We start from the raw sequence: 25,883 nt of genomic DNA, 5'->3' as shown, positions 1-25,883 counted from the left end.
GAGTATTAAGAAAACTCCCTTCGCTCGATTGTCACAGAGCAGAGGGAGTTTTTTATTTACACAAGGATAAATTCGTAATTATGCTTTAATGAAGGTTGGATCTTCGAACGGTTCCGCAATCCAGCCATTTTCTTCAATGAACAAGCGGACTGCCACGATCTTTTGATTCTCCATTAAAGTGAAGAAGTGAGGTATATTTTCGGGTACGGAGATAACGTCCCCCGGTGAAAGCTCTACGTTAAAATAGCCGATCTCTTCAGGTCCTTTAATGATAAAGATGCCTTTACCAGCGACAATGGCACGGATTTCATCCTCGGTATGGGTGTGAATTTGCTCAAACTTGGCCAGCAGCTCGTCCAAATTCGGCGTTGCTTCAGATAGAGTGATAACGTCCCATATTTTATATCCGCGACGTGCGGCTAAATCCTTGATTTCGGGTTCAAATGTTTTGAGAACAGCGGCCTTTTGATCATCTGTTAAGGTAAAGTTCTCTTGCAGCTCCCCGGACAATTTGGAAGCATCCCAATGTTCATACAATATCTCGTGACTCTCCAGAAATTCACGTACTTGTTCTTCACCGTTAATTCTTTCATTCGTATTACGTATTAAGATTTCGGCCATGTATTTATTCCCTCTTTTCCACTTGGATTAATGTTATATAAAGAATACCATGTCTTGAAACGTTGTACAATACAGGATTTCAACATTTTATAATGCAAATGGCTATAGCTAAAGGATACAGGGTTAAGTACGTTCTAAAATGCTACAAACTATAAAAATGGATTAGAGAAGTCATTTTTACAAAGAACAACCTGTATAAAACGTATGTTTTTACTTCAATCTATCTAAATGATACGGTTTCTGCTAAACTAGGATTTAACGTTTTGCGGGGGTGAAGAAATTTGGATAAAGTTAGCTTGCAGGATGCATTACAACGAAGAATACTCCTTCTTGATGGGGCCATGGGCACCATGATTCAACAGGAAGACCTTTCCCCCGATGATTTTGGTGGGGAAGAGCTGGAGGGCTGTAATGAAATGCTGGTCTTAACGAGACCGGATGTCATTCAAGGGATTCATGAAGCCTACTTGAAGGCTGGGGCAGACCTAATTGAAACGAATACATTTGGAGCAACATCCGTCGTTTTGGCGGATTACGATATACAGGAACGTGCCCGTGAAATTAATCTGGTGGCGGCCAAACTGGCGCGTAACGCGGTGGATAAATACAGCACTGCGGACAAGCCTCGTTTTGTAGTAGGAGCTATGGGCCCAACCACGAAAACCTTGTCTGTCACAGGTGGTGTTACATTTGCTGAGCTGATTGACAGCTATCAAGAGCAGGCCTTGGCGCTTATTGAAGGCGGCGTGGATGTACTCCTTTTGGAGACCTCACAGGATACGCTTAACGTCAAGGCTGGAAGCATCGGAATTCGGCAGGCTTTTGAGCAGACAGGTATCGAGCTTCCGCTAATGATTTCAGGCACGATTGAGCCTATGGGAACGACGTTGGCCGGACAAAATATCGAATCCTTTTGCATATCACTTGAACACTTACATCCCATTTCGATTGGATTGAATTGTGCTACAGGTCCAGAGTTTATGCGTGATCATATTCGCTCTCTGTCTGAAATGTCCTCTGCAGCTATTAGCTGTTATCCAAATGCGGGCTTGCCCGATGAAAATGGCCAATACCATGAATCGCCTGATTCATTAGCACGTAAAATGGCTGCTTTCGCTGAAAAAGGCTGGCTGAATATTGCTGGGGGTTGTTGTGGTACCACGCCTGAGCATATTCGAGTTATGAGTGAAAGTATGGCGCAGTTTGAGCCACGTCCGCTGGTAGGTCATCATCCTCCTGCCGTATCAGGCATTGAGCCTGTATATATTGAACAGGACAATCGTCCGTATATGGTTGGTGAGCGAACGAATGTTCTGGGCTCCCGCAAATTCAAGCGTTTGATTGTGGAAGGCAAATATGAAGAGGCATCTGAAATTGCCCGCGCTCAGGTAAAAAGCGGAGCGCATGTCATTGATATTTGTGTGCAGGACCCGGATCGCGATGAAATGACGGATATGGAAGCGTTCTTGAAACTGGTTGTAAACAAGGTAAAAGTACCTTTGGTGATTGATACCACGGATATAAAAGTCATTGATAAAGCACTTCAATATTCGCAAGGTAAGGCAATTATTAACTCCATTAATTTGGAGGATGGTGAAGAGAAATTTGAGAACATGGCTCCTCTTATTCATAAGTACGGCGCCGCTGTTGTTGTTGGTACGATTGATGAACGCGGACAGGCTATTTCACGTGAGGATAAGCTTGAGGTAGCTAAACGTTCTTATGATCTGTTGGTGAACCGTTACGGTTTGGCAGCGGAGGATCTAATTTTTGATACGCTTGTATTTCCAGTAGGAACAGGTGATGAGCAATATATCGGTTCAGCTAAGGAAACGATTGAGGGTATTCGCATTATTAAAGAGGCGCTTCCCGGAGTGCATACTATCTTGGGCATCAGTAACGTTTCTTTTGGTTTGCCGGAAGCGGGTCGTGAAGTGCTCAATTCCGTCTACTTATATGAATGTACCAAAGCAGGTCTGGACTATGCGATTGTAAACACTGAGAAGCTTGAGCGTTATGCATCCATTCCAGAGCATGAGCGGAAACTTGCGGAAGACTTGATCTATAAAACAAATGACGATACTTTATCCGCTTTTGTAGCAGCTTTTCGTAACAAGAAAGTGGAGAAAAAAGAAAAGATATCAAACCTTTCGCTCGAAGAAAGACTGGCTTCCTACGTAGTGGAGGGAAGTAAGGAGGGACTCATTCCGGATCTGGAGCAAGCGCTTGTGAAATATTCTTCGCTGGAGATTATTAACGGCCCGCTGATGAAGGGGATGGAGGAAGTAGGACGACTGTTTAACAATAACGAATTGATTGTAGCAGAGGTGCTGCAAAGCGCTGAAGTGATGAAGGCGTCCGTGGCTTATTTAGAGCCGTTCATGGAGAAGAATGAATCCTCAGTAAAAGGTAAGATTTTGTTGGCTACAGTCAAAGGTGATGTGCATGACATTGGTAAGAATCTGGTGGAGATTATTCTATCCAACAATGGTTACCATATTGTGAATCTGGGTATAAAAGTACCACCAGAACGCATTATTGAGGCTTACCGTGAAGAAAAGGCCGACATGATTGGCTTATCCGGGTTGCTTGTTAAATCGGCACAACAAATGGTGCTGACCGCACAGGATTTGAAAAATGCGAATATTGATATTCCAATAATGGTGGGTGGAGCTGCTTTAACACGTAAGTTCACTAAAAATCGTATCCGTCCTGAGTATGATGGTCTGGTTGCCTATGCAAAGGATGCTATGGATGGCCTAGATATTGCCAATAAGCTTATGAATCCTGAGTCCCGTAAAAAAATGGCCGAAGAGATGGAGGCTGAGCGAGAAGCTGAAGCGGCAATCGTCGTGGAAGCCAAGCCGCTCCCTAAACTCACTCGAGCTGTGCGCTCTAACATTGCTCAGGATCTGCCCGTCTATATTCCACCAGATACGGATCGCCATGTACTGCGTAACTATCCACTGAATTATATTTTGCCTTACGTGAATATGCAGATGCTAATGGGGCATCATCTTGGTTTAAAAGGCAATGTTGAGCAGCTGCTGGCTTCGGAAGATCCGAAAGCGATTCAGTTGAAGGAAACCGTGGACAGCATCATGTTTGAAGCTGTGACAGACGGAATCATCCAGGCACATGCCATGTATCGTTTCTTTCCAGCGCAGTCGCAAGGGAATCAAATTCTGATCTATGATCCGTCGGATGTGAGCAAGGTACTGCACACATTTACATTTCCGCGCCAGCAGGTAGAGCCTTATCTGTGTCTGGCTGATTTCTTGAAATCAGTGGAATCCGGAGTTATGGACTATGTGGGTTTCATGGTCGTTACAGCTGGTCATGGGATTCAGCAGATATCTACCCAGTGGAAAGATAAAGGGGATTATCTGCGCTCGCATGCACTTCAAGCGGTAGCACTCGAAGTAGCAGAAGGGTTAGCGGAACGGCTTCACCATATTATCAGGGATAGCTGGGGTTTTCCGGACCCTGCCGATATGACAATGAAACAGCGGCACGGTGCCAGATATCAAGGCATTCGGGTATCCTTTGGCTACCCTGCATGTCCAGATCTGGAGGAACAGGGGCCGTTGTTCCAGTTGTTAAAACCTGAGGATATTGGCGTTGAGCTGACGGAAGGGTTTATGATGGAACCGGAGGCTTCTGTATCAGCCATGGTGTTCAGCCACCCTCAGGCGCAGTATTTTAACGTCGAAAAGGTTTAACACCTTTATCAGATGGGATAGCAAATACCCTCCGAGCTTCGGAGGTTTTTTGCTGGTCAGCAGGAAGAAGGTTAATGTTATGGAATTTTATTTTCTCGGTACAAATGCAGGGGTGCCTACGATTCAGCGAAATGTAACGTCCATCGCTCTTCGTTTGCTGGAAGAACGAAGAAGCATGTGGCTGTTCGACTGCGGTGAAGGCACTCAACAAGAGGTATTGCGTTCGCCGCTCAAACTAAGCAGACTTGAAAAAATATTTATCACCCATTTGCATGGGGATCATCTTTTTGGTCTGCCGGGGCTGCTGTCGAGCAGAGCGTACCAGGGGGGAACGACACCACTGACGGTATATGGACCGCCTGGAATCCAGCAATATATTGAGCTATCTTTAGGGATCAGCCAATCGCGTATCAATTACCAACTACATATTGTGGAGCATACGGGCGGGGTTCTGTTTGATGACGGACAATTCCGGGTAGAGTCAGCTTTGCTGGATCATCGGATCGACAGCTATGGCTACCGAGTTGTAGAGATGGATAAGCCCGGTAAGCTTAACCAAGAACTGTTGGAGCGATATGGAATCAAGCCCGGCCCGGTGTACGGTAAGTTAAAGCGTGGGGAAAGCGTGGAGGTAGAGGGTGGAGTTATTTTGCACCCTCAGGATGTTTTGGGTTCGCCGAAAAAGGGGCGTATCATCACGATTTTGGGGGATACGAGACCTTGCCCGAATACGGTAGTGCTGGCTCAAGATGCAACTGTCGTCGTTCATGAAGCCACTTTTCTGCATGAACTGGTAGATACAGCGTACGAGTATCATCATAGTACGGCGCTTCAGGCAGCGGAGGCTGCAAAAGCCGCAGGTGCGGGTCAGCTAATCATGACACATTTTAGTTCTAGGTATAAAGATCAGGAGCAGCTTCAGCCATTGCTGGAGGAAGCGCGAAGCATATTTCCCAATTCATTGCTTGCGGAGCAGCATGTGTTGTTACCGGTACCCGATATCGGTTAATAAACGATTGGAGAAAGATATGTGCATGGGTACCGGGGCTTGCTCCGGTGCCTTTGTTTTTCACCGAAATTATTTTCCGGGAAAGCGCAGGATGCGACAAGAGATGAGAACCCGTACACGGTGGTGGGGATGAATTTGTTCTACCACATATGGAGGTATGTCATATTCGCGTTTCTATATATCGAATTTAAAGGATTTTATGTCTTGAGCATGATCAGGAAATACAGAAGATTTCCTTTGAGGAAATAGCGCCTTCGATGGATTTCGACGAAGATGTGAACTTATGTCATGTGAAAGCGACGGCTTTTAGCGAGGAATGGCGCTATTTTGCACGGTTTACCAGCAATTCATGGACTTCATAAGCATTTTTGACTTAAGATAGATGGGATGAATGGAGACAGCCGATTATTTTATAACCTGAATCATTAAGGTGGTTAAATAAGAAGGAGAACATCGTTCATAGGATGAATTATAATTTTCAATGCTATGATGTGAATGGATTTGAAGTGGGGGAGGGGATTGCGATAAAATCGTTACTAATTGATCTGGATGGAACCCTTTATCATGGAAATCGGATGATCAAGGGTGCGGATCTGTTCATATCCCGATTGCGTACAGACCAGATACCTTATGCTTATGTTACAAACAATGCTTCACGCACACCCGAATCGGTGGCTGAGCATTTGGTTGGTATGGGAATTAAAGCGGCCAGCCATGAAGTATATACTTCGGCGTTAGCAGCTGCACAATATGTAGCACAGCAAAGTCCTGGAGCTCGTGTATATTGTATTGGTGAGACAGGATTACGTGATGCACTCACAGGAGCCGGTTTGCAGCTTGTTGAGAACCATCCTGATTATGTGGTGCAGGGGATAGATCGTCAATTTACATATGATGCGCTGGCCGCTGCCATGCGTTGGATTCGGGAAGGAGCCACTTTTATTTTGACAAACCCGGATCTCCAATTGCCTTCACATGATGGGCTAACGCCAGGAGCAGGTACGATTGGAGCAGCAATTGAAGCGGCTTCACAGGTAAAGCCTATTGTCATCGGTAAGCCTTCAAGCGTATTGATGAATTATGCACTGAACCGCTTAAACATTAGGGCGGATGAAGCTCTGGTTGTGGGCGATAATATGCTTACAGATATTGCGGCAGGTGCAGCAGCAGGTTGTAAAACAGCTCTGATCCTGTCGGGCGTGACGACCCGCGCTAATATGGACGAGCATGTGCGTACCGTTGGAGTAAAACCTGACCTGATGTTTGAAAATCTCGCTGAATTGCAGGACTGGATGAAAGAAGAGCTGAGATAATAGAAAAAAGTATATGCCTTAGAAAACTTGCGAGCATTAAAAGCTATGTAGCTACGAAAGGAAAGATGTTGATATGCCGGAACTTCCTGAAATGGAAAACTACAGAATCTTATTATCCAAACAAATTTTGGACATTCCGATTACTGGAGTGACGGTTAGCCGTGAAAAGTCCATTAATACTGAAGTGGAAACGTTTGAGAAGCAATTGCTCGGAACGACCGTTGTATATTTAGAGCGTCGAGGCAAGCATTTGATTTTTCATTTAAACACGGGCGGACGGCTCGTACTTCATCTGATGTTGGGAGGGCTGTTATTTCTGGGAACGGAGGAGCAGCGTCCAGATCGTACAGTTCAGATCGAATTAGATTTTAGTGGAGTAAAGCTTTATTTTATCGGACTGCGCTTAGGTTATCTGCACTTGCTGACGGCTAAAGAAACAGAGGAGGCTTTGTCAGACCTGGGACCTGACCCGTTAGACCGCCGCATGACGTTGGAAAAGTTTACAGCACGGCTGAAGGGACGCCGGGGGATTTTAAAAACAACACTGGTGAATCAGCAGATTTTTTCAGGTATTGGCAATTGTTATTCGGACGAAATTGCTTATATCGCCGGATTTACACCGGGTTCCAAAGTACAAAACATTGTGCAGTCGCCAGAAAAAGTGGAAAAGCTATACCATGCCACTCAATCCGTACTACGTGAAGCTACTGCGGAAGGCGGGTACATGGAAATGCCTCTAATGGAGGGAGACACGCTAACAGGTGGATTTGATCATCAGTGTCGAGTATATGACCGCGAAGGAGAAGAATCTCCAAGTGGCGGAAAAATTGTAAGGGTTGAACTGGCGGGGAAAAAAGCATTTTATTGCCCGGTACAGCAGCATGATGCCTAAATTGCTCATCGGCTCCCATGTGAGTACGCGTGGTGGCTTTTTCAAAGCCGCTATGCGTGCGCGAGAGCAGGAGGGGCGTTCATTTCAATATTTCCCGAAAAATCCTCGTAGTCTGAGACTGAAGGAATGGAGTGCTACTGATGCTGCTGCTTGCAACGCTTACTGTGTAGAGCACCAGCTTCAATCCATTGCTCATTCGCCATATCCCGTTAATCCGGCTCATGGGTCTGAGCGTGGTCAGGAACTTTATGAGCTGACGATTGCTTCATTACGCAATGATCTGGATATTGCTGAAGCCTGTGGGTCAAAAGGGATTGTCGTTCATTTTGGTCACATGCATTCGTTAGACCCTCTAGAGGGCTATCGTAACATCATTAACTGTTTTAATGATGTGCTGGAAGGCTGGCAGGGAAATGCTAAAATATTGATTGAAAATCAGGCGGGGGATCATGGACCTATGGGAACCACGCTTGAGGAAATGGTGCAAATCCGTCAGTTGTGCCGGTATCCTGACAGTATCGGCTTTTGCTTGGACACTTGTCATGCGTATGCAGCAGGATTGTGGAACGGTGGAATGGACGAGGCTTTGATTGATAAAGGAAACCGTCTCGGCTATTGGTCAGCTCTATGCGGAGTTCACTTGAACGATTCTAAATACCCGTATGGCTCTAAAAAAGACAGACACGCTCGTGTGGGGCAAGGTTACATTGGTACTGAGGGCATGCGCTGGATGACAGATCAGGAGGCTGTAAGAGGCATTCCTATCGTTTTGGAGAGTGAGACGGGACCTGATGGAACACATCAGGAGGATATTCAAATGATTCTAAGCTGGGAGTAAATCAATCTGATTGATAATAACTATCTTTGAGGCATGTGAGCTTGCATATATGGGAAAAGGAGGAGAAGTTGATGTATTTGTTTATGGACGATTATCGGCCTTGTCCTCCGGGCTTTAAGCTGGCAAGAGATGCGGAAGAGTGTCTGCTGCTGCTTCATGAATATCCTATTACGATACTATCGCTAGATTATGATTTGGGTTCAGGTCAACCCACGGGAAAAGATGTGGCTGCTGCTATCGCAGGGAAACGGTTATATCCGCGTGAAATTTACTTGCATTCCTCCAGTCCAGAGGGGCGGCGAGCCATGTATGAGCTGCTCTATGCGAATAAGCCAGAGGGAGTCACCGTGCATAATGGGCCCATACCCGAGGAGCGTATGCGAGAGATCAGAAAAGGGTCTGAACAATGAAAGAGATCGGACAAAAAGACGCGCGCCGTGCCATATGGGAGGGATGCAAGCTGGCTTTGTTTGTGTACACTCCCATGTGCGGAACATGCGCGGCTGCCCGTAAGATGCTGGAGGTAGCAGAGCATTTGCTCCCCGAAGGAGCAGTGGTGCAGAGCAACATTAACTATATTCCTGAACTGGTACAGGAGTACCGGATATCCAGCGTTCCCGCGCTTCTTATATATAATGGTGAAAACAATAATCCTGAAATCATCTACAAAATGGAATCTGTAGAACACTTGCTGAGCAAAATAAGGAGCGTGATGGAATGATATCCATGAAGAGCATTACGTTGCAGCGGGAAGAAAGACGGATATTGGACGATGTAAGCCTGGATATACGAGAAGGTCAACATTGGGCTATTCTGGGTCGCAATGGTTCCGGTAAAACAACTTTGCTGGAAATGATGACAGGGTATATGTTTCCAAGTCGTGGTACGGTTGAAGTGCTTGGGCAAATGTATGGTCAATGTGATGTGCGGGAGGTCCGCAAGCAGATCGGATATATCAGTCAGACCTTATTGGAAAAGCTGGCGCTAAAAGATCCAGTTTGGGAAGTAGTCGCTACAGGTGCGTATGCTTTTTTGCGCTTTTATCAGGAAATTCCAACAGAGGCAAAAGAAAAGGCCATATCTTTGCTGGAGGGTATGAATTTAGGTGACTTGATTCATCATCCGCTGGGGACGTTATCTCAAGGAGAACGTAAAAAGGTGATGTTGGCCCGCTCACTGATGGCGGAACCCCGTCTGCTAATTATGGACGAGCCTTGTGCTGGGTTGGATCTATTTGAGCGGGAAAAAATGCTGGTCGAGATTGATCGGCTCCGCAAGCGGGACTTATCAGTGGTCTATGTGACTCATCACATTGAGGAGATTGTCCCCCTATTTACACATGTTGCATTGATTCGTGATGGTAAGGTTGCAGCAGCTGGACCGAAAAAAGAAGTTTTAACGAAAGAATTGATTATGCACACATATGAAGTTTCGGTTGAGCTGGATTGGGATGGAGAACGTCCCTGGATTCGGGTGTGCGCTGGAGGGTAATGTTATTTTGGAGGAACTATATATGAGTACAGATGAACAAAGTGAATCTACTTTGTCATCATCAAGATTTATTTGTACGGCCAATCACGGTTTTGCACCCTATGCTCAAGAGGAGCTTAGAAGAATATTTGGCTCTGTGAAAAGTACGATGCTTTTACCTGGTGAAATTTTTCTGGCTACATTACCTGCGGAAGAAATTGAGGCAGTGAGGACAATTACAGGTCAGCCGCCGATGTTTTTACGTCACTTGTTTCCTGTTCATTTTCAGGAAGAAGGAACGGATCTGGTTCAGGTGCAGGAGCGTCTGGTTGCATTCATCCGTAACCGCAAGGAACTGATGGATCAACGTGTTTCTTTACAGGTGCGCAAAGGATCTAATAGCAGCTGGACTGAAAGCGCAGGTGCACTTAAGCAGGCTTTGAGTGAACAATTAAGTGATCTACCTATGGAGCAAACAGTACAAGGCGCCGATGTTATTGTGTCCGTTTTTGCAGATACAGATACGTGGTATGCAGGTGTATCACGTCCTGAGGACAACCTATCGGATTGGAGCGGAGGTGCGGTTCGTTTTCAGAAAGAAGACGGACAAATTTCCCGTGCCAAATTCAAGCTATTGGAAGCAGAAGTAACGTTCGGCATAGATTTTGGCGCTTTCCATCAGGGACTGGATATTGGGGCAGCACCGGGTGGATGGACTTCCTTCTTACTGGAGCGGGGACTGAAAGTTACTGCGGTTGATCCGGCAAAGATGGAGCCATCACTGATGAAGTACGCCAATCTGACTTTTTTGCGTAAAAATGCAAGTGAAGTCAAATTTAAAGAGAATTCGTTCGATCTGCTGGTTTGTGATATGAGCTGGAGTCCTAAGCAAATGGCAAGGCTCGTTACTGATTTACTATATAGTTTGCGAAGCGGTGGTACTGCTATCGTTACGGTCAAGCTAATGCATAAAAAGCCCTTGGCGCTCATTCATGATGTAATTGCTTCATTTGAGGAGTCCGGCATGCAGATTCAGCGAGCTAAGCAGCTATTCCATAATCGAGATGAGATTACCCTGTACATGATTAAGTATGGAAAATAACACTTTACAATAGATACAGGTGTGCTATATAATAAATCCAAATTGTTCCTTAAAAATAATAATGATGTTTAAATCAAGGGAAAGCATCCCGCGAAAACGGTTTTCATGGCGACATGGAAATTTGATTTTGCGGCAGCTTTCCCTTTTTTGCGTTGTCTGCTTAAGAAAGGAGGTAGGAGAATAATGAAGCAACCATCACAGTTGGAATTCGGATCAATTGTTGGTGAACGTTACCGTATTGTGCGCACATTGGGTTCGGGAGGAATGAGCCGCGTGTTCATGGCAGAGGATTTAAAACTGCCAGGCAAGCAATGGGCAGTGAAGGAGTCGGTTGCCGAGCCACAAGTGATGAAGCTTGTACGCACGGAGGCAGAGATGCTGATTTCACTAAGCCATCCACGTTTACCAAGAATTGTTGATTTTTTTGAGCATCCCCCATCTGGAGCGGTATACCTGGTTATGGATTACATCGAAGGAATTACGCTGGAAGCATATATGAAGGGCTACCAAGGCTATATTCCACAGGAGCAAATCGTCCCATTCGCTTTGCAGGTACTGGATGTGTTGGATTATTTGCATACCCGTCAACCACCAGTCATTTACCGGGATCTGAAACCAACGAATATTATGCTGACACCGGAAATGGAATTTATACTGATTGATTTTGGAATAGCGAGGAGCTACAAGGCTGAGCTGGATCAAGATACGGTAAAGCTGGGCACAGTGGGCTTCGCTGCCCCGGAGCAATATGGAGCAGGTCAGACGGATGCTCGTTCAGACTTATACAGTTTGGGAGCGCTACTATTGTATCTCTGTACAGGAGGCAAATATAGCGAGTGGACTGCGGGAGTAGAAGGATATATACGCGGGGAATTGTCTCGTCATTTGATTCCAGTAATTCGAAAACTGCTGCGTCAGAATCCTGAGGAACGATTTCAATCCGCCGGGGAGGTCATTGGAGAACTGCGTCGCAGTGCTGATTTTCAACCTGCTCAACAAGAAATATCCGTTAATGATGCCTCAATGGATTATGCAGGCACAAGGGTAGTGGCTGTACTGGGTGTATCTGCCGGCTCCGGTGCTACGCATACAGCAATTACGGTGAGCCACTATCTGGCTCGAAGATCCCGCTCCGTAGCTTTGGTTGAGCTGCACAGCACAGCCAAAGCATTTGCCCGACTTCAAGAAGTCGTAGAAGGCACATCCGTTGGACAAATGAGTTCAAGTCGGCGTTTTGAAGTCGATGGAGTACATTACTGGCGACAAACATCGCGTGCGGATGTCATTTCTTTGTTGGGTGGTTCTTACAGATTTATCGTACTGGACCTGGGGAGTGGGCAGGATAATGAACGTCTGGAAGAATTCTTGAGAGCCGATTATCCGCTCGTCGTTGGCTCAGGGGCCGAATGGAGGGTTCAGGATATAGCAGGGCTAGCCCGATCTCTTCAGCGCCACCCACAGCACAAATGGAATTACTGCTTGCCATTGGCAACTTCGGAGGCGGTTCGCAGGCTTCGTAAGGAGCTGGATCACGATAAAGTATTTGCTCTACCGTTCCACTCAGACCCCTTCGAACGGGATGATGAGATGGATCAGGTGCTGGACGAGCTGTTTCGCGGAGTTATTCCAGACACCCGGAGAAGACGCTTCGCATTCCTTAAGCGACGGCGCTAAATAGAAAAAGTATATATCAAAAAGAGGCAGGGGAGAAGTTGTGTGTCCAAGCTAAGAAAGAGCAGTAAACAAAAACTGTATGCCGGTTGCATTGGCGCTGGGATTGTTGGCATTATCTTTGCCGGCTACCTTATGGTTAATATCCATCAAATGAATGAGGTCAGGAAACAGGCTGAGGTAGAGGCAGAACTGAAATGGAAAGTGTATGAACAAGAGCAACGAACCGCGAAAAAAGGCTGGGCGGTTGTCCGTGATATTTCTCCAGGTGAACAGATTGCATCTAATGATTTGAAGGGAATTAAAGTTCCCGGTTCTCAGGCTCCATCAAATTTGCTGGCAAATAAAAGTGAAGTTTCCGGAACCACAGCCAAGATTGAGCTTAAAAAAGGATCTGTGCTTACATCGTCTATGATTACTGCTGATGAACCCACACCTAAAGATTTACGCAACCGTGAGCTAAAGGTGGTGGTACTACCCAACAGTCTAAAGTCGGGGGACGAAGTAGATATCCGCATACAATTTCCAACAGGTCAGGATTACATTCTATTATCCAAAAAGAAGATTTCCCGACTGGAAGGTCCAATTGTCTGGGTCACTTTGAATGAGCAGGAAATATTATCGCTTTCGAGCGCGATTGTTGATGCCTACCTGCATAAAGCATCCATTTATGCTCTGACATATGTGGATCCCCAATTTCAGCCCAAGGCAATCCCGACCTATCCGCCTAATGCGCAGGTATTAGCGTTAATGAATAGTGATCCGAATTTGATACACATTGCTGAACAAAAGCTGTCTAAGCAGCTGCGGGGTTCCCTTGAAAATGCAATTAATTCATCAAACAGTGTAATTTCAACACCCGTGGAAAGAAGTCTGAGTGAGGAAATTGCAGCTCAACATGCGGGTGCTACTATAGAAAACCCAACAAGCGGGATTGATGTTACAAGAAATGAATATGAGAATGAGCAGGATCATCAAGAACAAACAAAGATTCTGACGCAGGGTGGAAGCTCTGACCCGTATGCCAAATAAATGAGAGAAAAGGAACGGAAGTATGAAAACATGGATATTTGCCGGGCTTTGTGACAAAAGCGATACCTTGTTATACATCAGCAGCATATTAGCAGCTTCTGGCCAACGAGTACTGCTTGTAGATGCTACGCTGCGGGGACGGTATCGGTATAGCATAGGGATGCTTGACAAACCACTTCCCATTACGCAGTTTAGTGGTTTTGATGTAGCAATTGGATTTACAGCATGGGAAGACCTGCATATAGGTATGAGGGCTGATCAGAAGGCAGAGCAGGTTTATGACATTGTTATTTTAGATGTAGAGTTACTTGATTTTTGTCCAATTTCTGTTTGGAAAAGGGCAGAACTGCGAGTTTGGGTCAGTGATTATAGCCGCATGCTAATGCATAACGGACAGAATTGGCTTCAGCATTTATTCAGTCAACCTGAATTTCCCAAAGATCTTGTATTTCACAAGCTATTTTTACAGGCCGTGGATTGTGGTCTGGAGGAGCCGTATCTGTGGGAATACATGAATCATTTCCCGGCATCTTGGCAGCAAGAGCCATATATACTGCCATGGGATGAGGGGTTGCTTGCTCTGAAACTGGAAAATGAGCATAAAAAACAGCTAATACTAAAACCGCTATCCAGAATGTATAAGAAAGAACTATGCCGTTGTATTGGGGAATGGATGAGTTGGGAATTAAAGGTGATTCGTCGTGCGCTAAAGCGTGCGGAAAGGAGCAGAGCATGAGTACCATTTTGTTTTGGAGCCCCATTAAGGGGGCTAGTGGAAGTAGCTCTTTGGCGGCAGCAATAGCAATTACCATAGGCAATCTATATAGAGGAAGACTATTATTGACTCATTTGGGTCGTAGACATACTGGTATTGAATCAGGATTACCTATACAAGAGTATGGTATGGATGATCCAACCCTACAGCTTCAGGAAGGGGGCTGGGATGCTGCCGCACGTTTAGTTCTGCGAGGGACACTGTCTAAAGAAAATATTCGTAATTATACGACACCTGTACTCGAACATACTTTGGATGTACTTGAGGGAACCTCCAGCTTTGGAGCTGCACCGCCGTTACTGTCTCCAGGGCTTGTACGGGCAGTAATAGATACAGCGAACCAATATTATGATTTAACGCTAATTGATGCAGGAAGTGGAGCAGGATGGGGGGCTGTACAGCATGAAGCATGTGCACGAGCCAAACTGGCTGTTCTTTCACTCACTCAGAATATGCGAGAGTTAGACGCTTATTTTGAATCCGTGTCACCGTTATCTACCTACTCATCGTTACCCTTATTAATAGTACTTGGAAAATATGATGTGCATTCTCAAGTGAATGAAGCGAATATTCGCAGGAGATATGGCTACAAAGGTGCTCTGTATACAGTCCCTTATAACACCGGATTTATGGACGCATGGAACCGCAGGGATGTGATCGGCCATGTGCAGCGTGAGGTACGAAGTGGAAAAGGGCAGCCTCGCAAGCTTTTTATGACTGTAGGATGGGCGCAGAGTATACGTCATATCAGCAAAGCTATTCTGGAGGCGGCAGAGTCCGATCTTCGGCTCAAGGCTTTGGAGAGGGGCGCTTAAATGCTGTCCGCTCAAATGATCAACGGATTGATTCTTACCTGTATAGTATTGATGTGCATCGTACTGATTATTGTAAAATATCGAGGGAATTTTCACTCGCGACATTCAACCCTTCGGGTAGAAAAAAAGAATGAAGATGCCACATTCGAAACATTAATAGAGTATATCAAAAATGCACTTCATGAACTAAGTCATAGCCAGATGGCGGATGCCGGATTGCATGAAGAGGAATATAGACGGCGTATCCATCAAAGGGCGGAACTACGCAGGGCATTAAAGGACTGTGCCAATGGTAGCAGTGGAGATAAACGTTTTGTTAAAAATCTGATGGCTGAGCTTCTGATTCACGGTTACGGCTTGAACGAGAAAATCGTCGATACTGTTATGCCATTCTCCAGACCTGAGTTGTTTAGCATACAGGATCAATTCGAAATTATATTTTACCAATACCAGCAGAAGTTTGGCGCTGATGCACTATCACGTTTACTGGATACTTATGACTTGGCCGAAATGAGATATTCACAGCAGGGTGAAGAAGATGGAAGTTATCTCGTTACCGCAGAGGACATTCGTTATATCTATGATTGTGAGTACCGGCCCCTTTCCTTTTTGGAGAAGGTGGATATTATTGTCCAGCGGATTTATCAGCATTACAAAGGCTTTTCCGTCATTGATGATATTCGTGACCAGCGGATCGACGGTGTAAGTGGGGGCGTCAGTGGTATGCCGGAAGGTGGGATTCCTGCATCATCAGACTGGCCTTCCGATGGGTATGTATTTGAACAAACAACTATGCCTACTGCCAATAGTTATGAGAGCGTATGGATTTTTTATAAAGGTAAAACGATCCATCTTTCGTTCCTTTCCTTCGGATCTGAGCGTGAACTTAAAAGGGTGTGCCAAAATATTTACAAATACAATTACCCGGGACAGCTTTCCGAAGCGAATGGTTATAAGGTCAATGAAATGAAGGATGGGTCACGGGTAGTGGTGGTACGACCTCCTTTCTCAGAATCGTGGGCTTTCTTTGTCCGTAAATTTGATATTCAAAGCGCATCGCTGGAACAGTTAATTAAGGGACAAAATGCTGATTTTCCAATCCAGCTACTTTCTTATTTAATGAAAGGCAGCCGGATTACTGCTATCACAGGCGCGCAGGGCTCAGGTAAGACGACGTTGTTAATGGCGATGGTCAAGCACATTTATGCTTCGTATACGCTTCGCGTTCAGGAAATGGCTTTTGAACTGCATCTACGCAGCATCTACAGTCGCCGTAATATTCTTAGCTTTCGAGAAACGGATCATATTTCAGGACAACAAGGGCTTGACTTACAGAAAAAAACAGATGGAACCGTCAATATACTAGGCGAAGTAGCAAGTGATGAAGTAGCTGCTTGGATGATTCAAATGTCGCAGGTTGCCAGTCTGTTCACCATTTTTACTCATCATGCCAAAACATTTCGTGATCTCGTGTTTTCACTTCGTAATTCATTGCTCAAAACAGGAGTATTTCAGCATGAAGGCATTGCTGAGGAACAGGTAGTTCATGTCATTAACTTTGATGTGCATCTCAAACGTGATGCGGAAGGGCGACGCTACATCGAACGGATCACAGAATGTGTGCCGCGTGACCCAGATCATACGGATGCAGGCTCCAATGCTTCAACGAGCTACAGTTATCGCCACGTTATGGAATATCGGAACGGAAGCTATATACCGATGGAGCCCTTAACAGCCAAAAGTGTACAAGAAATGTATGAGCAGATGAATGTAAATGATGCCAGAGATTTCCGCAGTTTTTTGACCCGCTATTGGGAGGAAGACTATGAGTCTTAAAGAAATTTTATTATGGATTTTACTTATATCAGGTGGGGGCTTTACGCTTCTATATATAGCTTTATGGGGGTTGCGTAAGCGCAGTAGTCATGCAGTTCGCAGAGGACGAATTTATTCTGTGAAGGAAGGGCGCAAGGGAAAAGCGGTACTGCAACGTGAGCTGCAAGCCTTACTGCATAAGTTGTACACGCTGTGTATGAAGGTCCCTTTCTTGTCCGGATACATCATGAGTATACGTAAGCGACTAGCTGGTCAGCATGCCTACGATGAGTACAAGCTTCGCCTACAGACGATGAAGATGACACTGTTCATCTGGGGAGCTTTTGCTTGCAGTGGTGTTGTGCTGGTCATGATGAAGCCAGGAATAGAGTTTGCTATATTAGCCGTTTTATGCGGAGTGGTAATCAACAGTCTTATTTTGGATATGGCCATTAGCCGGATGGAAAAAAGGCTACTTGCACAGATGATCGAATTATTCGCCAATGTGCGTCACTATTACCATCAGCACGGTATGGTGGAGGAAGCTATATCCGAAGCGGCCGATTTGGCGGAGGCAGAGGCCGGGAGACACGCACGACTCATCCATGAGGCGCTAACAGATGTTGATCCGCACGAAGCATTGGAAAGATACTATGAATCGGCTCCTAATCGATTTTTAAAAGCTTTTGCCGGTATCTCGTATATGGTAATGGAGTTTGGTGATCGGGTTGAGGAGGGTGGCTCCATTTACTTGAAGGGGCTCGGCAGTCTCGCACGCGAAATCCAGTTGGAGTTGCTGCGAAGAAATAAACTGGACTATCTGTTAAAAAGTCTAAACGTGATCGCACTAGCACCAGTTTTCTTTACCACCCCAATCGAGACATGGGCGAGGTCCAGCTTTCCCTCCATGGATGAGTTTTATCAGGGAAAATTGGGTTATATCACAAAATTATCCGTTTATATTGTGATAATCGTATCTTATTTCCTGTTACAGAAGCTACAACAGACCGACGAGACAGGATATCGTGCGGGTAGAGGACGGAGGGTTTGGGAGCAGAAGCTATACCGTTTTCCTATCATTCGTAATGTGGTGGATTCTTTAATTCCGCGACAGCATATGTCTTCTTATTTTCAAATAACCCGCTTATTAAAGGAAAGTGGTGCGGAGATTAGGCTGGAGTGGCTCTACATACGCAGAATGGCTCTTTGTATTATAGGATTGGTGCTCAGTATCAGTACGATATTTTTTTTACATGAAGCTGAGAAAACGCATATCCTTCACGCACCAGTGCAATCGGGTCAAATGTTTGGACGTTTAAGTCCGGTGGAGCAAAAAGAAGCTTTGAAGCAGAGTGAGATTGATCGCAAAATCATGCATTCGCTGAACATGAGGTCAAATAGCACATACGAACAGATGTACGCTGCTTTAGAGCATAATGCTAATGGAACTGCTACTCCTGAACAGTTATCCACAAATACTTGGCGTATCCTCCAAAAGCTAAAAGATTGGAATGATGAATACATCAAGTGGTGGGAAGTGCTGATTAGTTTGATTGTTGGGTACGCAGCCTATCAAATGCCTATGCTTTTATTATATTTGCAACGAAAAATGCGTCGGTTGGATATGAGGCATGAGGTGTATCAATTTCAAACAGTTATTTCCATTTTACGGGTTATGGAACGAATGTCTGTCGAGGAAATATTGGAGTGGCTGAACAGATTTTCAGTTATATTCAAAAGACCTCTGCAAAAATGTTTGCTTCATTATGAACATGGGCCAGAGGCAGCTCTCGACTTGCTAAAAGAAGAAGCGCCTTTGCCGGAATTTCAACGTCTCGTGGATAAGCTTCATTTGTCTTTAGGTAAAATTACGATTCGAGAGGCCTTTGATGATTTGGAATCCCATATGTCCTACTATTTCGAACAAAGAAAACAGGAGTATGAAAAAATAATAGACAGTAAGGCTATCTGGGGAAGGATGATTGGTTTTGCCCCGATGTATGGTCTTATCTTTTTATATTTGGTGATTCCGTTGATCGGCATGAGCTTTGTTCAGATGGATAACTATTATGAACAAATACAAAAAATTCAGTAAGAAAGTTAACCTATGACTAATACAAAATAACAAGCTAGGAGAGAAAAATAAATGAATAACGCATCAACAGCTTTAAAGGTAGCCGCTGGGATATTTTTGACCATCGCTCTAATTACGATTGTAGTTATACTATTTATTTCAGCCCAGGAGGCGACTAAAACGGCACAAAACAATTTTGCTGATATTCAGACCGAATTGTCTCAAGCCTCTTTTACGGTATATGACGGCACAACGATTAGCGGTTCCCAGGTGACCAATGCGCTGCGGAAGTTTCAGGGGAAGGACCAATTCGGCATTCAGATTAAAACCGGCAAAAATATGGCAGGCCAGTGGTACGGTAATGCTCTGAACATTAGCCCAGACAGTGAACAGTATGGCGCCGTGAATGGTGGCAGTGATAAGACAGGGAAAATCACGAATACACTTAATGAGAAAGAGAATGAATACGTAAATCCGAGTGGTAAATTTAAAGCTGAAATCGTCAAAGACAAATCGAACGTGGTACGTGGGTTGTTGTTTACCCAGTCCTAAGCACTACAGCAGAGATAATAATCATAAAGGGGATGAGAGTATGTCTGATCACGCTTCAAGTATGCTGCGGCTTGGTGTGTCAGTTATTCTGTTCATAACCGCATGTGTAACGGCAGCAGACTTGTCCAGGCAGCTGGATGGTGCACTGGAATTAAGATCACAGCAAGAGGAGCATTCTGAAGGGCGAATAGCCCATACTGCTGGGGTGGGGTTGCCGGAGCGGATTAAAGGAACTCAGGTCATACAGGCAATTCGCATGAACTTACAGGAGGGGATTTCGATTCAAGTCGACGGGACAGAGTATGATGTATTTTCTGAACCGTTTGAGCCTGATGTATCGACCCTGGATGCTTCCTCATTATATTCCATGTACCCCCAGCGTAATGGGAATGGGGACATAACATCTGTACGTTTTGAGAAATTGGGGGAAGACTGAAGTGGTTCAAACAATATCGAAGCTGTTGGGGGCGCTGCTCGCTGTATTGCTTTTGTACATCGTACCCGCAGCTCAAGCTGCTGAACGGCAGGATGATATATCCGGGTTAAATACATATCATGCAACTGTACGTTTTGTTGATATGGTAAGAACCAAGGGTTACATTACACCGACGATGTATAACGATTTTATGCGTGATCTGGAATTGACAGGCAATACGTACGAAGTTGACTTGGAGCATATGCACAAAAAGTATGTACCGGACTATGCAGATGCCGCGAAGCCAGACAGTTTTCTGGGCAATTATGAAGCTGTATATGATGGGTACTATAATTCGCAAATTTTTCCTGTACTGTTTCCTGACAATCAGCAGCCAAAATCAGATCAGACGCGTCGATATACCTTGATGGCCGGGGATTATTTTACGGTCCGGGTACATAATACGAATCGGACTCCTGCGGACTTGTACAAATCATGGCTTCTTGGTGGGGCAGATAGCGGCAAGCCAGCAGTTACAGCTTCTTACGGGGGCATGGTTCTGAATGAGGATTACTGATTTTGCGGTCATATTTATACTTTTGTTTTTGCCCTTTGGTGTAGTTAGTGACTTACGGGTGCAGAATCAGCGTGAAGTGCAGCAGCTAGAAATGAAATATACGTCGGCTCTCCGTACCGCAGTTCAGGATGCAGGGGTTGTACTCTCACAGAATGAACGTCAGGAACGCGAGGCCGGATACGGATCGGATAAGTTTTTTCGGGTAGATAAAGAAGCAGCGCTGAACACGTTCCTGCACACCCTTTTTCTTAATGTAGGCATTGATGGGGATATAGTAGCACAACGTGCATTATTGGATTACATACCGGCTATTGTAATTCTGGATTATGACGGTTATTATGCGTTCACCTCAGAAGCCTATACAGACGAGCATGGACAAGCTGCTATTGGCCACAAATGGAGCGAAAAAAAGCCATATGCCTATGTTGATTCAGTAGGCAACAGTGTGGGGTTCACCTTGGATAATTATGTGCACGCATACGATGCTCGAAATCACAGGTGGGTAGAGGGCTTTCAAAAGGAACTTCAGGATCAGACCGCTATATCTTTGCTGAAAAATTCAGAAACTTTTGAGCAAATACGTCGTTCCACCATTGTTCGCAGCGTTCAAGAGAACTTGGCGCGAATTATTAATGTCCATAACGAAAAAGCAGCACGTAACGGCATAACTTATTCGTTCACGCTACCGATCATTCCGCAAGAGGAGTGGTACAACACGGTAGATGATGTGGGGCTGATCGCGTTTATCCAAGGCATTCCGGTTGGAGACAGGTATTACAATAACTATGGATTTGGTGGTGGGAGAGTCGTTAGAAAGCAAGACATTATCGGTGGCATAGAACCAGATACTGGAATAAAGTATTTTTATAGAGATTCATGTCCAGCTCCCTTTAAAGCGAGTGAACGTTTCACGGATGAAAAATCTGCAGCAGCTGCGGGTTACTTTGAGTACAAATGTTATAATGGCTTAAAATAATCACCCTCATGGGTGGTTTTTCTTTTTTTAGGCAGATCCATACCAAAAAACCTTAAAATTCACTGTTTTCAATATTCCGATATGGTTGCAGAATGTGCTACAATAAAGCTTTGAGAGAAACGAAATGCATATGAAATAAGAACAGTCGGCAATGCCGATGACAATAAGGAGCCAAAAACAGCTTATGAGTTTATTGACTGTAGAAAATGTATCCCACAACTTTGGGGACCGCGCATTATTTAAAAATGTTTCCTTTCGATTGCTTGCGGGGGAACGTGTAGGTTTGGTAGGAGCTAACGGTGTTGGTAAATCGACACTCATGAACATTCTCACTGGAAAATTGCTTAAGGATGAGGGTAAAGTGGAATGGACTCCACGTGTGCGTTACGGCTATCTGGATCAGCATACCAAGCTGACACCGGGCAAAACGGTACGTGATGTATTGAAGGATGCTTTTCTTCCTTTGTTGGAATTGGAAAAGGAAATGATGCAGATTACTGACAAAATGGGGGATGCTTCTCCTGATGAGTTGGAAGTGTTGCTGGAACAGATGGGTGAAATTCAGGAGCAACTGGATATGGGGGATTTTTACCTCATTGATGTAAAGGTTGAAGAGATGGCGAATGGACTAGGTCTGTCGGCCATAGGACTGGATCGGGATGTATCCGCACTTAGCGGCGGGCAACGGACAAAGGTTCTTCTTGCTAAGTTGCTGTTGGAAAAGCCGAACGTCCTGTTGCTGGATGAACCTACCAACTATTTGGATGTAGAGCATATTGAATGGCTTACGCGCTATTTGAAGGATTATCCTTATGCTTTTATTCTTATTTCACATGATACTGAATTTATGAACCAGGTCGTTAATGTTATTTACCATCTTGAATTTGCCAAGATGACCCGTTATTCAGCTAATTATGAAAAGTTTCTCGAAATGGCGGATCTAAACAAAGCCCAGCATATTGATGCTTATGAGAAGCAACAGGATTTTATTAAGAAACAGGAAGATTTTATTCAGCGTAATAAAGCGCGTGCCTCTACATCAGGCCGAGCAAAGAGCCGTGAAAAGCAGCTTGATCGGATCGAACGTATTGATAAGCCTGAAGAAGCCGCAAAACCAACCTTTCAATTCAAAGAGGCACGTGCAAGCGGAAAGACGGTATTTGAGGGTATTGATTTTGAGATTGGTTATACACATGCCCTTTTGCCTAAAATGTCCATGACGATTGAACGTGGCGAAAAGATTGCAATTGTCGGCTACAATGGTGTCGGTAAATCGACATTGCTCAAAACCATATTGGGAAAAATTCCGCCAATCAGTGGAAAAACCTATCAAGGTGATTTTTTGCAACCCGCTTATTTTGAGCAGGAAGTAAAGGCCGAGAAAATTACACCGATTGACGATGTGTGGAATGAATTTCCGCATTTGAACCAGCATGAAGTACGAGCACATTTGGCGCGTTGCGGTTTGAAAAATGAGCATATCACGCGTCCGCTATCTGCGCTCAGTGGTGGAGAACAGGCTAAAGTCCGTCTTTGCAAACTGTTAATGCGTGAAAGCAACTGGGTACTGTTCGATGAGCCTACCAACCACTTGGATGTTAAAGCAAAGGATGAGCTGAAACGTGCTTTGAAGGAATACAAAGGGACCGTATTGCTTGTATCTCACGAACCGGACTTTTACGAGGATTGGGTAACCAAAACGTGGAATGTGGAAGAGTGGTCAAGTAAAGTTAACTAAAATCAGCTAAATCCAGTTCCAGCAAATTTCACACGAAGTGGGGTTTGCAGAATTAGAAAAATATGCTAAGCTATCTTTAGCTTATACAATAAAATAGTCACACTAGGGGAGCCGCCCATGCGGCTGAGACGGAATAAATGGATTTCGGACCCTTTGCACCTGATCTGGGTTATGCCAGCGTAGGGAAGTGAGCGCCGTACAAACAAGGCAACACCATCTTTATTTTTGTTTGTGCGTGGGACGATACACGTATACGGATTCATGGTCCGTTCGATTATTGGGCGTTCGTTAAACCACTTCCTTGGGGAAGTGGTTTTTTTGCGTTTCGTTCATTTTAAGTAGTTCGAGCTTCCGTAGACGATTCACATATAATCCCCTTTCATTCCTGCTGGTAGACGTGGCTGGCTAAGCTTAGATCCTTTAGTCCAATGTGAGGTGAAGACAAAATCGAATTACACGCAATTTCGATGGAAAAGGGCACTTTTGCACAAGCCGCCCAAGTGGCTGCTGTGATTTGTCCGTATGTTCATTATGTACACGCACGTTTAAAACAGAATGGTGCCTCTGCATTGCTTTCTTTGACTCGCAGCCTGGTGGAGCAGGAAGTTCCTTTGCAACAAATTGTAGTAAATGATCGTGTGGATGTAGCTTTACTTACTTTGGTCGGAGCCGTTCAATTACCAGCTAATGGATTACCTGTTGTGGATGTGAAAAGCCTACTTCCAAAGGGTACACGCTGTGGAGTGTCTGTACATTCCTTGGAGGAGATGCAAATTGCTGAGCGGGCAGGAGCGGACTATGTACTTTATGGTCACGTATATGAGACCCATTGTAAGCCCGGTATTGTACCGCGGGGTTTAGCTCAGCTTGAACATATTTGCAGACTGTCAAACATTCCGGTGATTGCGCTAGGCGGCATACAACCGCATCATATCCCGGAGCTTTATAGGGCCGGAGCAAGCGGAATTGCAGTGATGTCTGGTATATGGGAGGCTGAGTCGCCCGTTGCAGCTGCAATGGAGTATAGGCGAATGGCAGACCTTGTAGTTCACAGCCTGTAGCGAGAAAACGAGAGTAGAGGCAAGCTGAAAGCAGAAGGGTTTATGGAGAGGAGATACGGAACAAATGCTAAAGATACACACAGAGGAAAGAGTGATAGGACACGCTGAATGCTTGGTCATAGGTGGAGGTGTCATCGGCAGTTCCATTGCTTATCATGTGGCCAAGGAGGGAAGAAGTACGATTATGCTGGAACGATTGATCCCGGGTGAGGGAGCCTCAGGAGCAGCGGTTGGAATGCTGGCAGCGGAAAGTGAAGAGTTCACCGACTCTGAGCTATCACGATTTGCTCGCATAAGTCGAGATGCATTCCCTGAGCTTGTCTGTGATCTAGAGCGTTTGTCAGGTATTTCGGTGGAATTCCGTACTGAAGGGTTTGTGACCCCTTTCCGTACGGAGACTGAAGGCCAAAAACGCTGGAAAGCTGCTAAAACGCGAGAGGGTGATTGTCCTATCTGGTGGGATGCGAAAGAATTGGCCCGACGAATTCCAGGTTTGGATGAACAAGCGATCGGGGCAATATATCGTTCAAAGGAGACACAAGTGGCTCCTGTCCAGCTTTGCCGTGCTTATGCAGGTGCTGCTGCGGTGCTGGGAGCAACGGTATGGTCTGGTACACAGGCAGAGCAACTGGTCATACAGGATGGTCGAATTTGCGGTGTCCGCACAGATAGTGGTTTTTTTTCCTGCGATCAGGTCATTATTGCCGGAGGCTTGGATAGCATGAAATTGCTAGCGCAGGTTGGGTTTGAATATCCACTTTATCCGGTCAAGGGCGAAGCGGTAGCGGTCTCCTTGAAGGATCACCCGTTAGAATATACCATTTATGCTGATGATATTTACCTCGTGCCTAAACAGAATAACGAGCTTTGGATTGGGGCAACGAGCCTTCCACATCAATATGACGAAGAGGTGACCGTAGGAGGCTTGGAGGGGTTGCTGGCACGTGCCTCTGCCTGGCTGCCGCGCGTCCGTGAAGCTTCTTTTATACGCGCTTGGGCGGGCTTACGTCCGCAGGCTGTATCAGGTCATCCTTTTATAGGAATTGTTCCTGGGGTCGAGGGCGTATATGCTGCAGTCGGGCATTATCGTAACGGTGTCCTGCTGAGTGATGCTACCGGGCGTGCGATGGCAGCTATGCTTAATGGGGCTTGTGCAGCAGAACTTGGGATAAGTAGTTTTTCTTCTGAGCTCCTCAAGGAGAAAAGCTTATGAAGCTGACGATTAACGGCCAGAGCCTGACCTTTTCTAATCGAATCACTCATGTGAATCAATTGCTACATGAGCTTGATGTAAAGGTGAAAACCGTAGTGGTGGAGCTGAATCGGCATATATTGACCCGTGAAGATCATGATGAAGCGGTACTGAAAGATGGAGATTGCCTAGAGATTGTACATTTTGTGGGAGGCGGTTGATT

Annotated in this window: 24 protein-coding genes and 1 riboswitch; of the genes, 23 read left to right on the top strand and 1 reads right to left on the bottom strand. The window is 45.2% G+C overall.

What is annotated here, in order from left to right; genetic code table 11:
* Positions 1-78: 78 nt before the first annotated feature.
* Positions 79-621 carry a 1,2-dihydroxy-3-keto-5-methylthiopentene dioxygenase gene (locus MKY75_RS13400; protein ID WP_069011697.1) on the bottom strand — a complete coding sequence of 181 codons (543 nt, stop codon included), beginning with the start codon at positions 619-621 and terminating at the stop codon, positions 79-81.
* A 281-nt stretch (positions 622-902) separates the two neighbouring features.
* Between MKY75_RS13400 and metH the strand changes: the two genes are divergently transcribed.
* From metH to thiS, 23 genes are all read left to right on the top strand, one after another.
* The gene (gene metH / locus MKY75_RS13395) at positions 903-4,343 is read left to right on the top strand and encodes a methionine synthase (RefSeq protein WP_165146690.1); all 3,441 of its coding nucleotides are present in this window, start codon (positions 903-905) and stop codon (positions 4,341-4,343) included.
* Positions 4,344-4,422: 79 nt separating this feature from the next.
* Positions 4,423-5,352, top strand: a complete 930-nt coding sequence (rnz, locus tag MKY75_RS13390) for a ribonuclease Z (RefSeq protein ID WP_165146687.1) — start codon at positions 4,423-4,425, stop codon at positions 5,350-5,352.
* Positions 5,353-5,816: 464 nt separating this feature from the next.
* The gene (locus MKY75_RS13385) at positions 5,817-6,665 is read left to right on the top strand and encodes a TIGR01457 family HAD-type hydrolase (RefSeq protein ID WP_081317588.1); all 849 of its coding nucleotides are present in this window, start codon (positions 5,817-5,819) and stop codon (positions 6,663-6,665) included.
* Positions 6,666-6,738: 73 nt separating this feature from the next.
* Positions 6,739-7,557 (top strand): Fpg/Nei family DNA glycosylase, encoded by an 819-nt coding sequence (locus tag MKY75_RS13380; protein WP_025724124.1) that lies wholly within the window; start codon positions 6,739-6,741, stop codon positions 7,555-7,557.
* Positions 7,547-8,395 (top strand): deoxyribonuclease IV, encoded by an 849-nt coding sequence (locus tag MKY75_RS13375; protein WP_185156338.1) that lies wholly within the window; start codon positions 7,547-7,549, stop codon positions 8,393-8,395. Before MKY75_RS13380 ends, MKY75_RS13375 begins: the two co-directional genes overlap by 11 nt.
* 71 nt (positions 8,396-8,466) lie before the next feature.
* A complete protein-coding gene (locus MKY75_RS13370) occupies positions 8,467-8,805 on the top strand; it encodes a cyclic-phosphate processing receiver domain-containing protein (RefSeq protein WP_029517420.1) in 339 nt (112 codons plus the stop codon).
* Positions 8,802-9,116 (top strand): thioredoxin family protein, encoded by a 315-nt coding sequence (locus tag MKY75_RS13365; protein WP_029517421.1) that lies wholly within the window; start codon positions 8,802-8,804, stop codon positions 9,114-9,116. Before MKY75_RS13370 ends, MKY75_RS13365 begins: the two co-directional genes overlap by 4 nt.
* A complete protein-coding gene (locus MKY75_RS13360; protein WP_029517422.1) occupies positions 9,113-9,886 on the top strand; it encodes an ABC transporter ATP-binding protein in 774 nt (257 codons plus the stop codon). Before MKY75_RS13365 ends, MKY75_RS13360 begins: the two co-directional genes overlap by 4 nt.
* A 22-nt stretch (positions 9,887-9,908) precedes the next feature.
* The gene (locus MKY75_RS13355; RefSeq protein ID WP_165146666.1) at positions 9,909-10,967 is read left to right on the top strand and encodes an SAM-dependent methyltransferase; all 1,059 of its coding nucleotides are present in this window, start codon (positions 9,909-9,911) and stop codon (positions 10,965-10,967) included.
* Positions 10,968-11,147: 180 nt separating this feature from the next.
* Positions 11,148-12,641: a serine/threonine-protein kinase gene (locus tag MKY75_RS13350; protein ID WP_165147153.1), complete on the top strand. Its 1,494-nt coding sequence runs from the start codon at positions 11,148-11,150 to the stop codon at positions 12,639-12,641.
* A gap of 42 nt (positions 12,642-12,683) precedes the next feature.
* Positions 12,684-13,670 (top strand): SAF domain-containing protein, encoded by a 987-nt coding sequence (locus MKY75_RS13345; protein ID WP_165146663.1) that lies wholly within the window; start codon positions 12,684-12,686, stop codon positions 13,668-13,670.
* A 22-nt stretch (positions 13,671-13,692) separates the two neighbouring features.
* Positions 13,693-14,406 carry a hypothetical protein gene (locus tag MKY75_RS13340; protein ID WP_340885634.1) on the top strand — a complete coding sequence of 238 codons (714 nt, stop codon included), beginning with the start codon at positions 13,693-13,695 and terminating at the stop codon, positions 14,404-14,406.
* Positions 14,403-15,260: a hypothetical protein gene (locus MKY75_RS13335; protein WP_165146657.1), complete on the top strand. Its 858-nt coding sequence runs from the start codon at positions 14,403-14,405 to the stop codon at positions 15,258-15,260. The genes MKY75_RS13340 and MKY75_RS13335 overlap by 4 nt, the downstream gene beginning before the upstream one ends.
* Positions 15,261-17,096 (top strand): ATPase, T2SS/T4P/T4SS family, encoded by a 1,836-nt coding sequence (locus tag MKY75_RS13330; protein ID WP_165146654.1) that lies wholly within the window; start codon positions 15,261-15,263, stop codon positions 17,094-17,096.
* Positions 17,086-19,170 carry a hypothetical protein gene (locus MKY75_RS13325; protein ID WP_165146635.1) on the top strand — a complete coding sequence of 695 codons (2,085 nt, stop codon included), beginning with the start codon at positions 17,086-17,088 and terminating at the stop codon, positions 19,168-19,170. The genes MKY75_RS13330 and MKY75_RS13325 overlap by 11 nt, the downstream gene beginning before the upstream one ends.
* A 51-nt stretch (positions 19,171-19,221) precedes the next feature.
* The gene (locus MKY75_RS13320; RefSeq protein WP_023988985.1) at positions 19,222-19,701 is read left to right on the top strand and encodes a hypothetical protein; all 480 of its coding nucleotides are present in this window, start codon (positions 19,222-19,224) and stop codon (positions 19,699-19,701) included.
* A gap of 40 nt (positions 19,702-19,741) precedes the next feature.
* Positions 19,742-20,137 carry a hypothetical protein gene (locus MKY75_RS13315; RefSeq protein ID WP_165146632.1) on the top strand — a complete coding sequence of 132 codons (396 nt, stop codon included), beginning with the start codon at positions 19,742-19,744 and terminating at the stop codon, positions 20,135-20,137.
* A gap of 1 nt (position 20,138) precedes the next feature.
* Positions 20,139-20,693: a hypothetical protein gene (locus tag MKY75_RS13310; protein WP_165146629.1), complete on the top strand. Its 555-nt coding sequence runs from the start codon at positions 20,139-20,141 to the stop codon at positions 20,691-20,693.
* Positions 20,680-21,669, top strand: coding sequence for a hypothetical protein (locus tag MKY75_RS13305; protein ID WP_165146626.1), 990 nt, complete (start codon positions 20,680-20,682; stop codon positions 21,667-21,669). Before MKY75_RS13310 ends, MKY75_RS13305 begins: the two co-directional genes overlap by 14 nt.
* Before the next feature lie 184 nt (positions 21,670-21,853).
* Complete coding sequence (locus tag MKY75_RS13300) at positions 21,854-23,407, top strand: ABC-F family ATP-binding cassette domain-containing protein (RefSeq protein ID WP_029517433.1); 1,554 nt, start codon at positions 21,854-21,856, stop codon at positions 23,405-23,407.
* 94 nt (positions 23,408-23,501) lie between these two features.
* Positions 23,502-23,610: riboswitch (TPP riboswitch) on the top strand.
* 264 nt (positions 23,611-23,874) lie between these two features.
* Complete coding sequence (locus MKY75_RS13295) at positions 23,875-24,468, top strand: thiamine phosphate synthase (protein ID WP_029517434.1); 594 nt, start codon at positions 23,875-23,877, stop codon at positions 24,466-24,468.
* A 64-nt stretch (positions 24,469-24,532) separates the two neighbouring features.
* Entirely contained in the window at positions 24,533-25,681 is a 1,149-nt protein-coding gene (gene thiO / locus MKY75_RS13290) for a glycine oxidase ThiO (protein WP_029517435.1), read from the top strand.
* A complete protein-coding gene (thiS, locus tag MKY75_RS13285; protein ID WP_029517436.1) occupies positions 25,678-25,881 on the top strand; it encodes a sulfur carrier protein ThiS in 204 nt (67 codons plus the stop codon). Before thiO ends, thiS begins: the two co-directional genes overlap by 4 nt.
* The last annotated feature ends 2 nt before the right edge of the window (positions 25,882-25,883 follow it).

Source organism: Paenibacillus sp. FSL L8-0663 (assembly GCF_038008125.1).
GTDB classification, from domain to species: Bacteria; Bacillota; Bacilli; order Paenibacillales; family Paenibacillaceae; genus Paenibacillus; species Paenibacillus polymyxa_D.
This window is presented reverse-complemented; position numbering and strand designations above follow the sequence as displayed.

Bases quoted from the DNA above. Each gene is read 5' to 3' on its own strand.
- MKY75_RS13400 (WP_069011697.1), bottom strand. From the start codon at position 621: ATGGCCGAAATCTTAATACGTAATACGAATGAAAGAATTAACGGTGAA.
- rnz (WP_165146687.1), top strand. From the start codon at position 4,423: ATGGAATTTTATTTTCTCGGTACAAATGCAGGGGTGCCTACGATTCAG.
- MKY75_RS13385 (WP_081317588.1), top strand. From the start codon at position 5,817: ATGAATTATAATTTTCAATGCTATGATGTGAATGGATTTGAAGTGGGG.
- MKY75_RS13380 (WP_025724124.1), top strand. From the start codon at position 6,739: ATGCCGGAACTTCCTGAAATGGAAAACTACAGAATCTTATTATCCAAA.
- MKY75_RS13375 (WP_185156338.1), top strand. From the start codon at position 7,547: ATGATGCCTAAATTGCTCATCGGCTCCCATGTGAGTACGCGTGGTGGC.
- MKY75_RS13370 (WP_029517420.1), top strand. From the start codon at position 8,467: ATGTATTTGTTTATGGACGATTATCGGCCTTGTCCTCCGGGCTTTAAG.
- MKY75_RS13365 (WP_029517421.1), top strand. From the start codon at position 8,802: ATGAAAGAGATCGGACAAAAAGACGCGCGCCGTGCCATATGGGAGGGA.
- MKY75_RS13360 (WP_029517422.1), top strand. From the start codon at position 9,113: ATGATATCCATGAAGAGCATTACGTTGCAGCGGGAAGAAAGACGGATA.
- MKY75_RS13355 (WP_165146666.1), top strand. From the start codon at position 9,909: ATGAGTACAGATGAACAAAGTGAATCTACTTTGTCATCATCAAGATTT.
- MKY75_RS13340 (WP_340885634.1), top strand. From the start codon at position 13,693: ATGAAAACATGGATATTTGCCGGGCTTTGTGACAAAAGCGATACCTTG.
- MKY75_RS13335 (WP_165146657.1), top strand. From the start codon at position 14,403: ATGAGTACCATTTTGTTTTGGAGCCCCATTAAGGGGGCTAGTGGAAGT.
- MKY75_RS13330 (WP_165146654.1), top strand. From the start codon at position 15,261: ATGCTGTCCGCTCAAATGATCAACGGATTGATTCTTACCTGTATAGTA.
- MKY75_RS13325 (WP_165146635.1), top strand. From the start codon at position 17,086: ATGAGTCTTAAAGAAATTTTATTATGGATTTTACTTATATCAGGTGGG.
- MKY75_RS13320 (WP_023988985.1), top strand. From the start codon at position 19,222: ATGAATAACGCATCAACAGCTTTAAAGGTAGCCGCTGGGATATTTTTG.
- MKY75_RS13315 (WP_165146632.1), top strand. From the start codon at position 19,742: ATGTCTGATCACGCTTCAAGTATGCTGCGGCTTGGTGTGTCAGTTATT.
- MKY75_RS13305 (WP_165146626.1), top strand. From the start codon at position 20,680: ATGAGGATTACTGATTTTGCGGTCATATTTATACTTTTGTTTTTGCCC.
- MKY75_RS13300 (WP_029517433.1), top strand. From the start codon at position 21,854: ATGAGTTTATTGACTGTAGAAAATGTATCCCACAACTTTGGGGACCGC.
- MKY75_RS13295 (WP_029517434.1), top strand. From the start codon at position 23,875: ATGGAAAAGGGCACTTTTGCACAAGCCGCCCAAGTGGCTGCTGTGATT.
- thiO (WP_029517435.1), top strand. From the start codon at position 24,533: ATGCTAAAGATACACACAGAGGAAAGAGTGATAGGACACGCTGAATGC.
- thiS (WP_029517436.1), top strand. From the start codon at position 25,678: ATGAAGCTGACGATTAACGGCCAGAGCCTGACCTTTTCTAATCGAATC.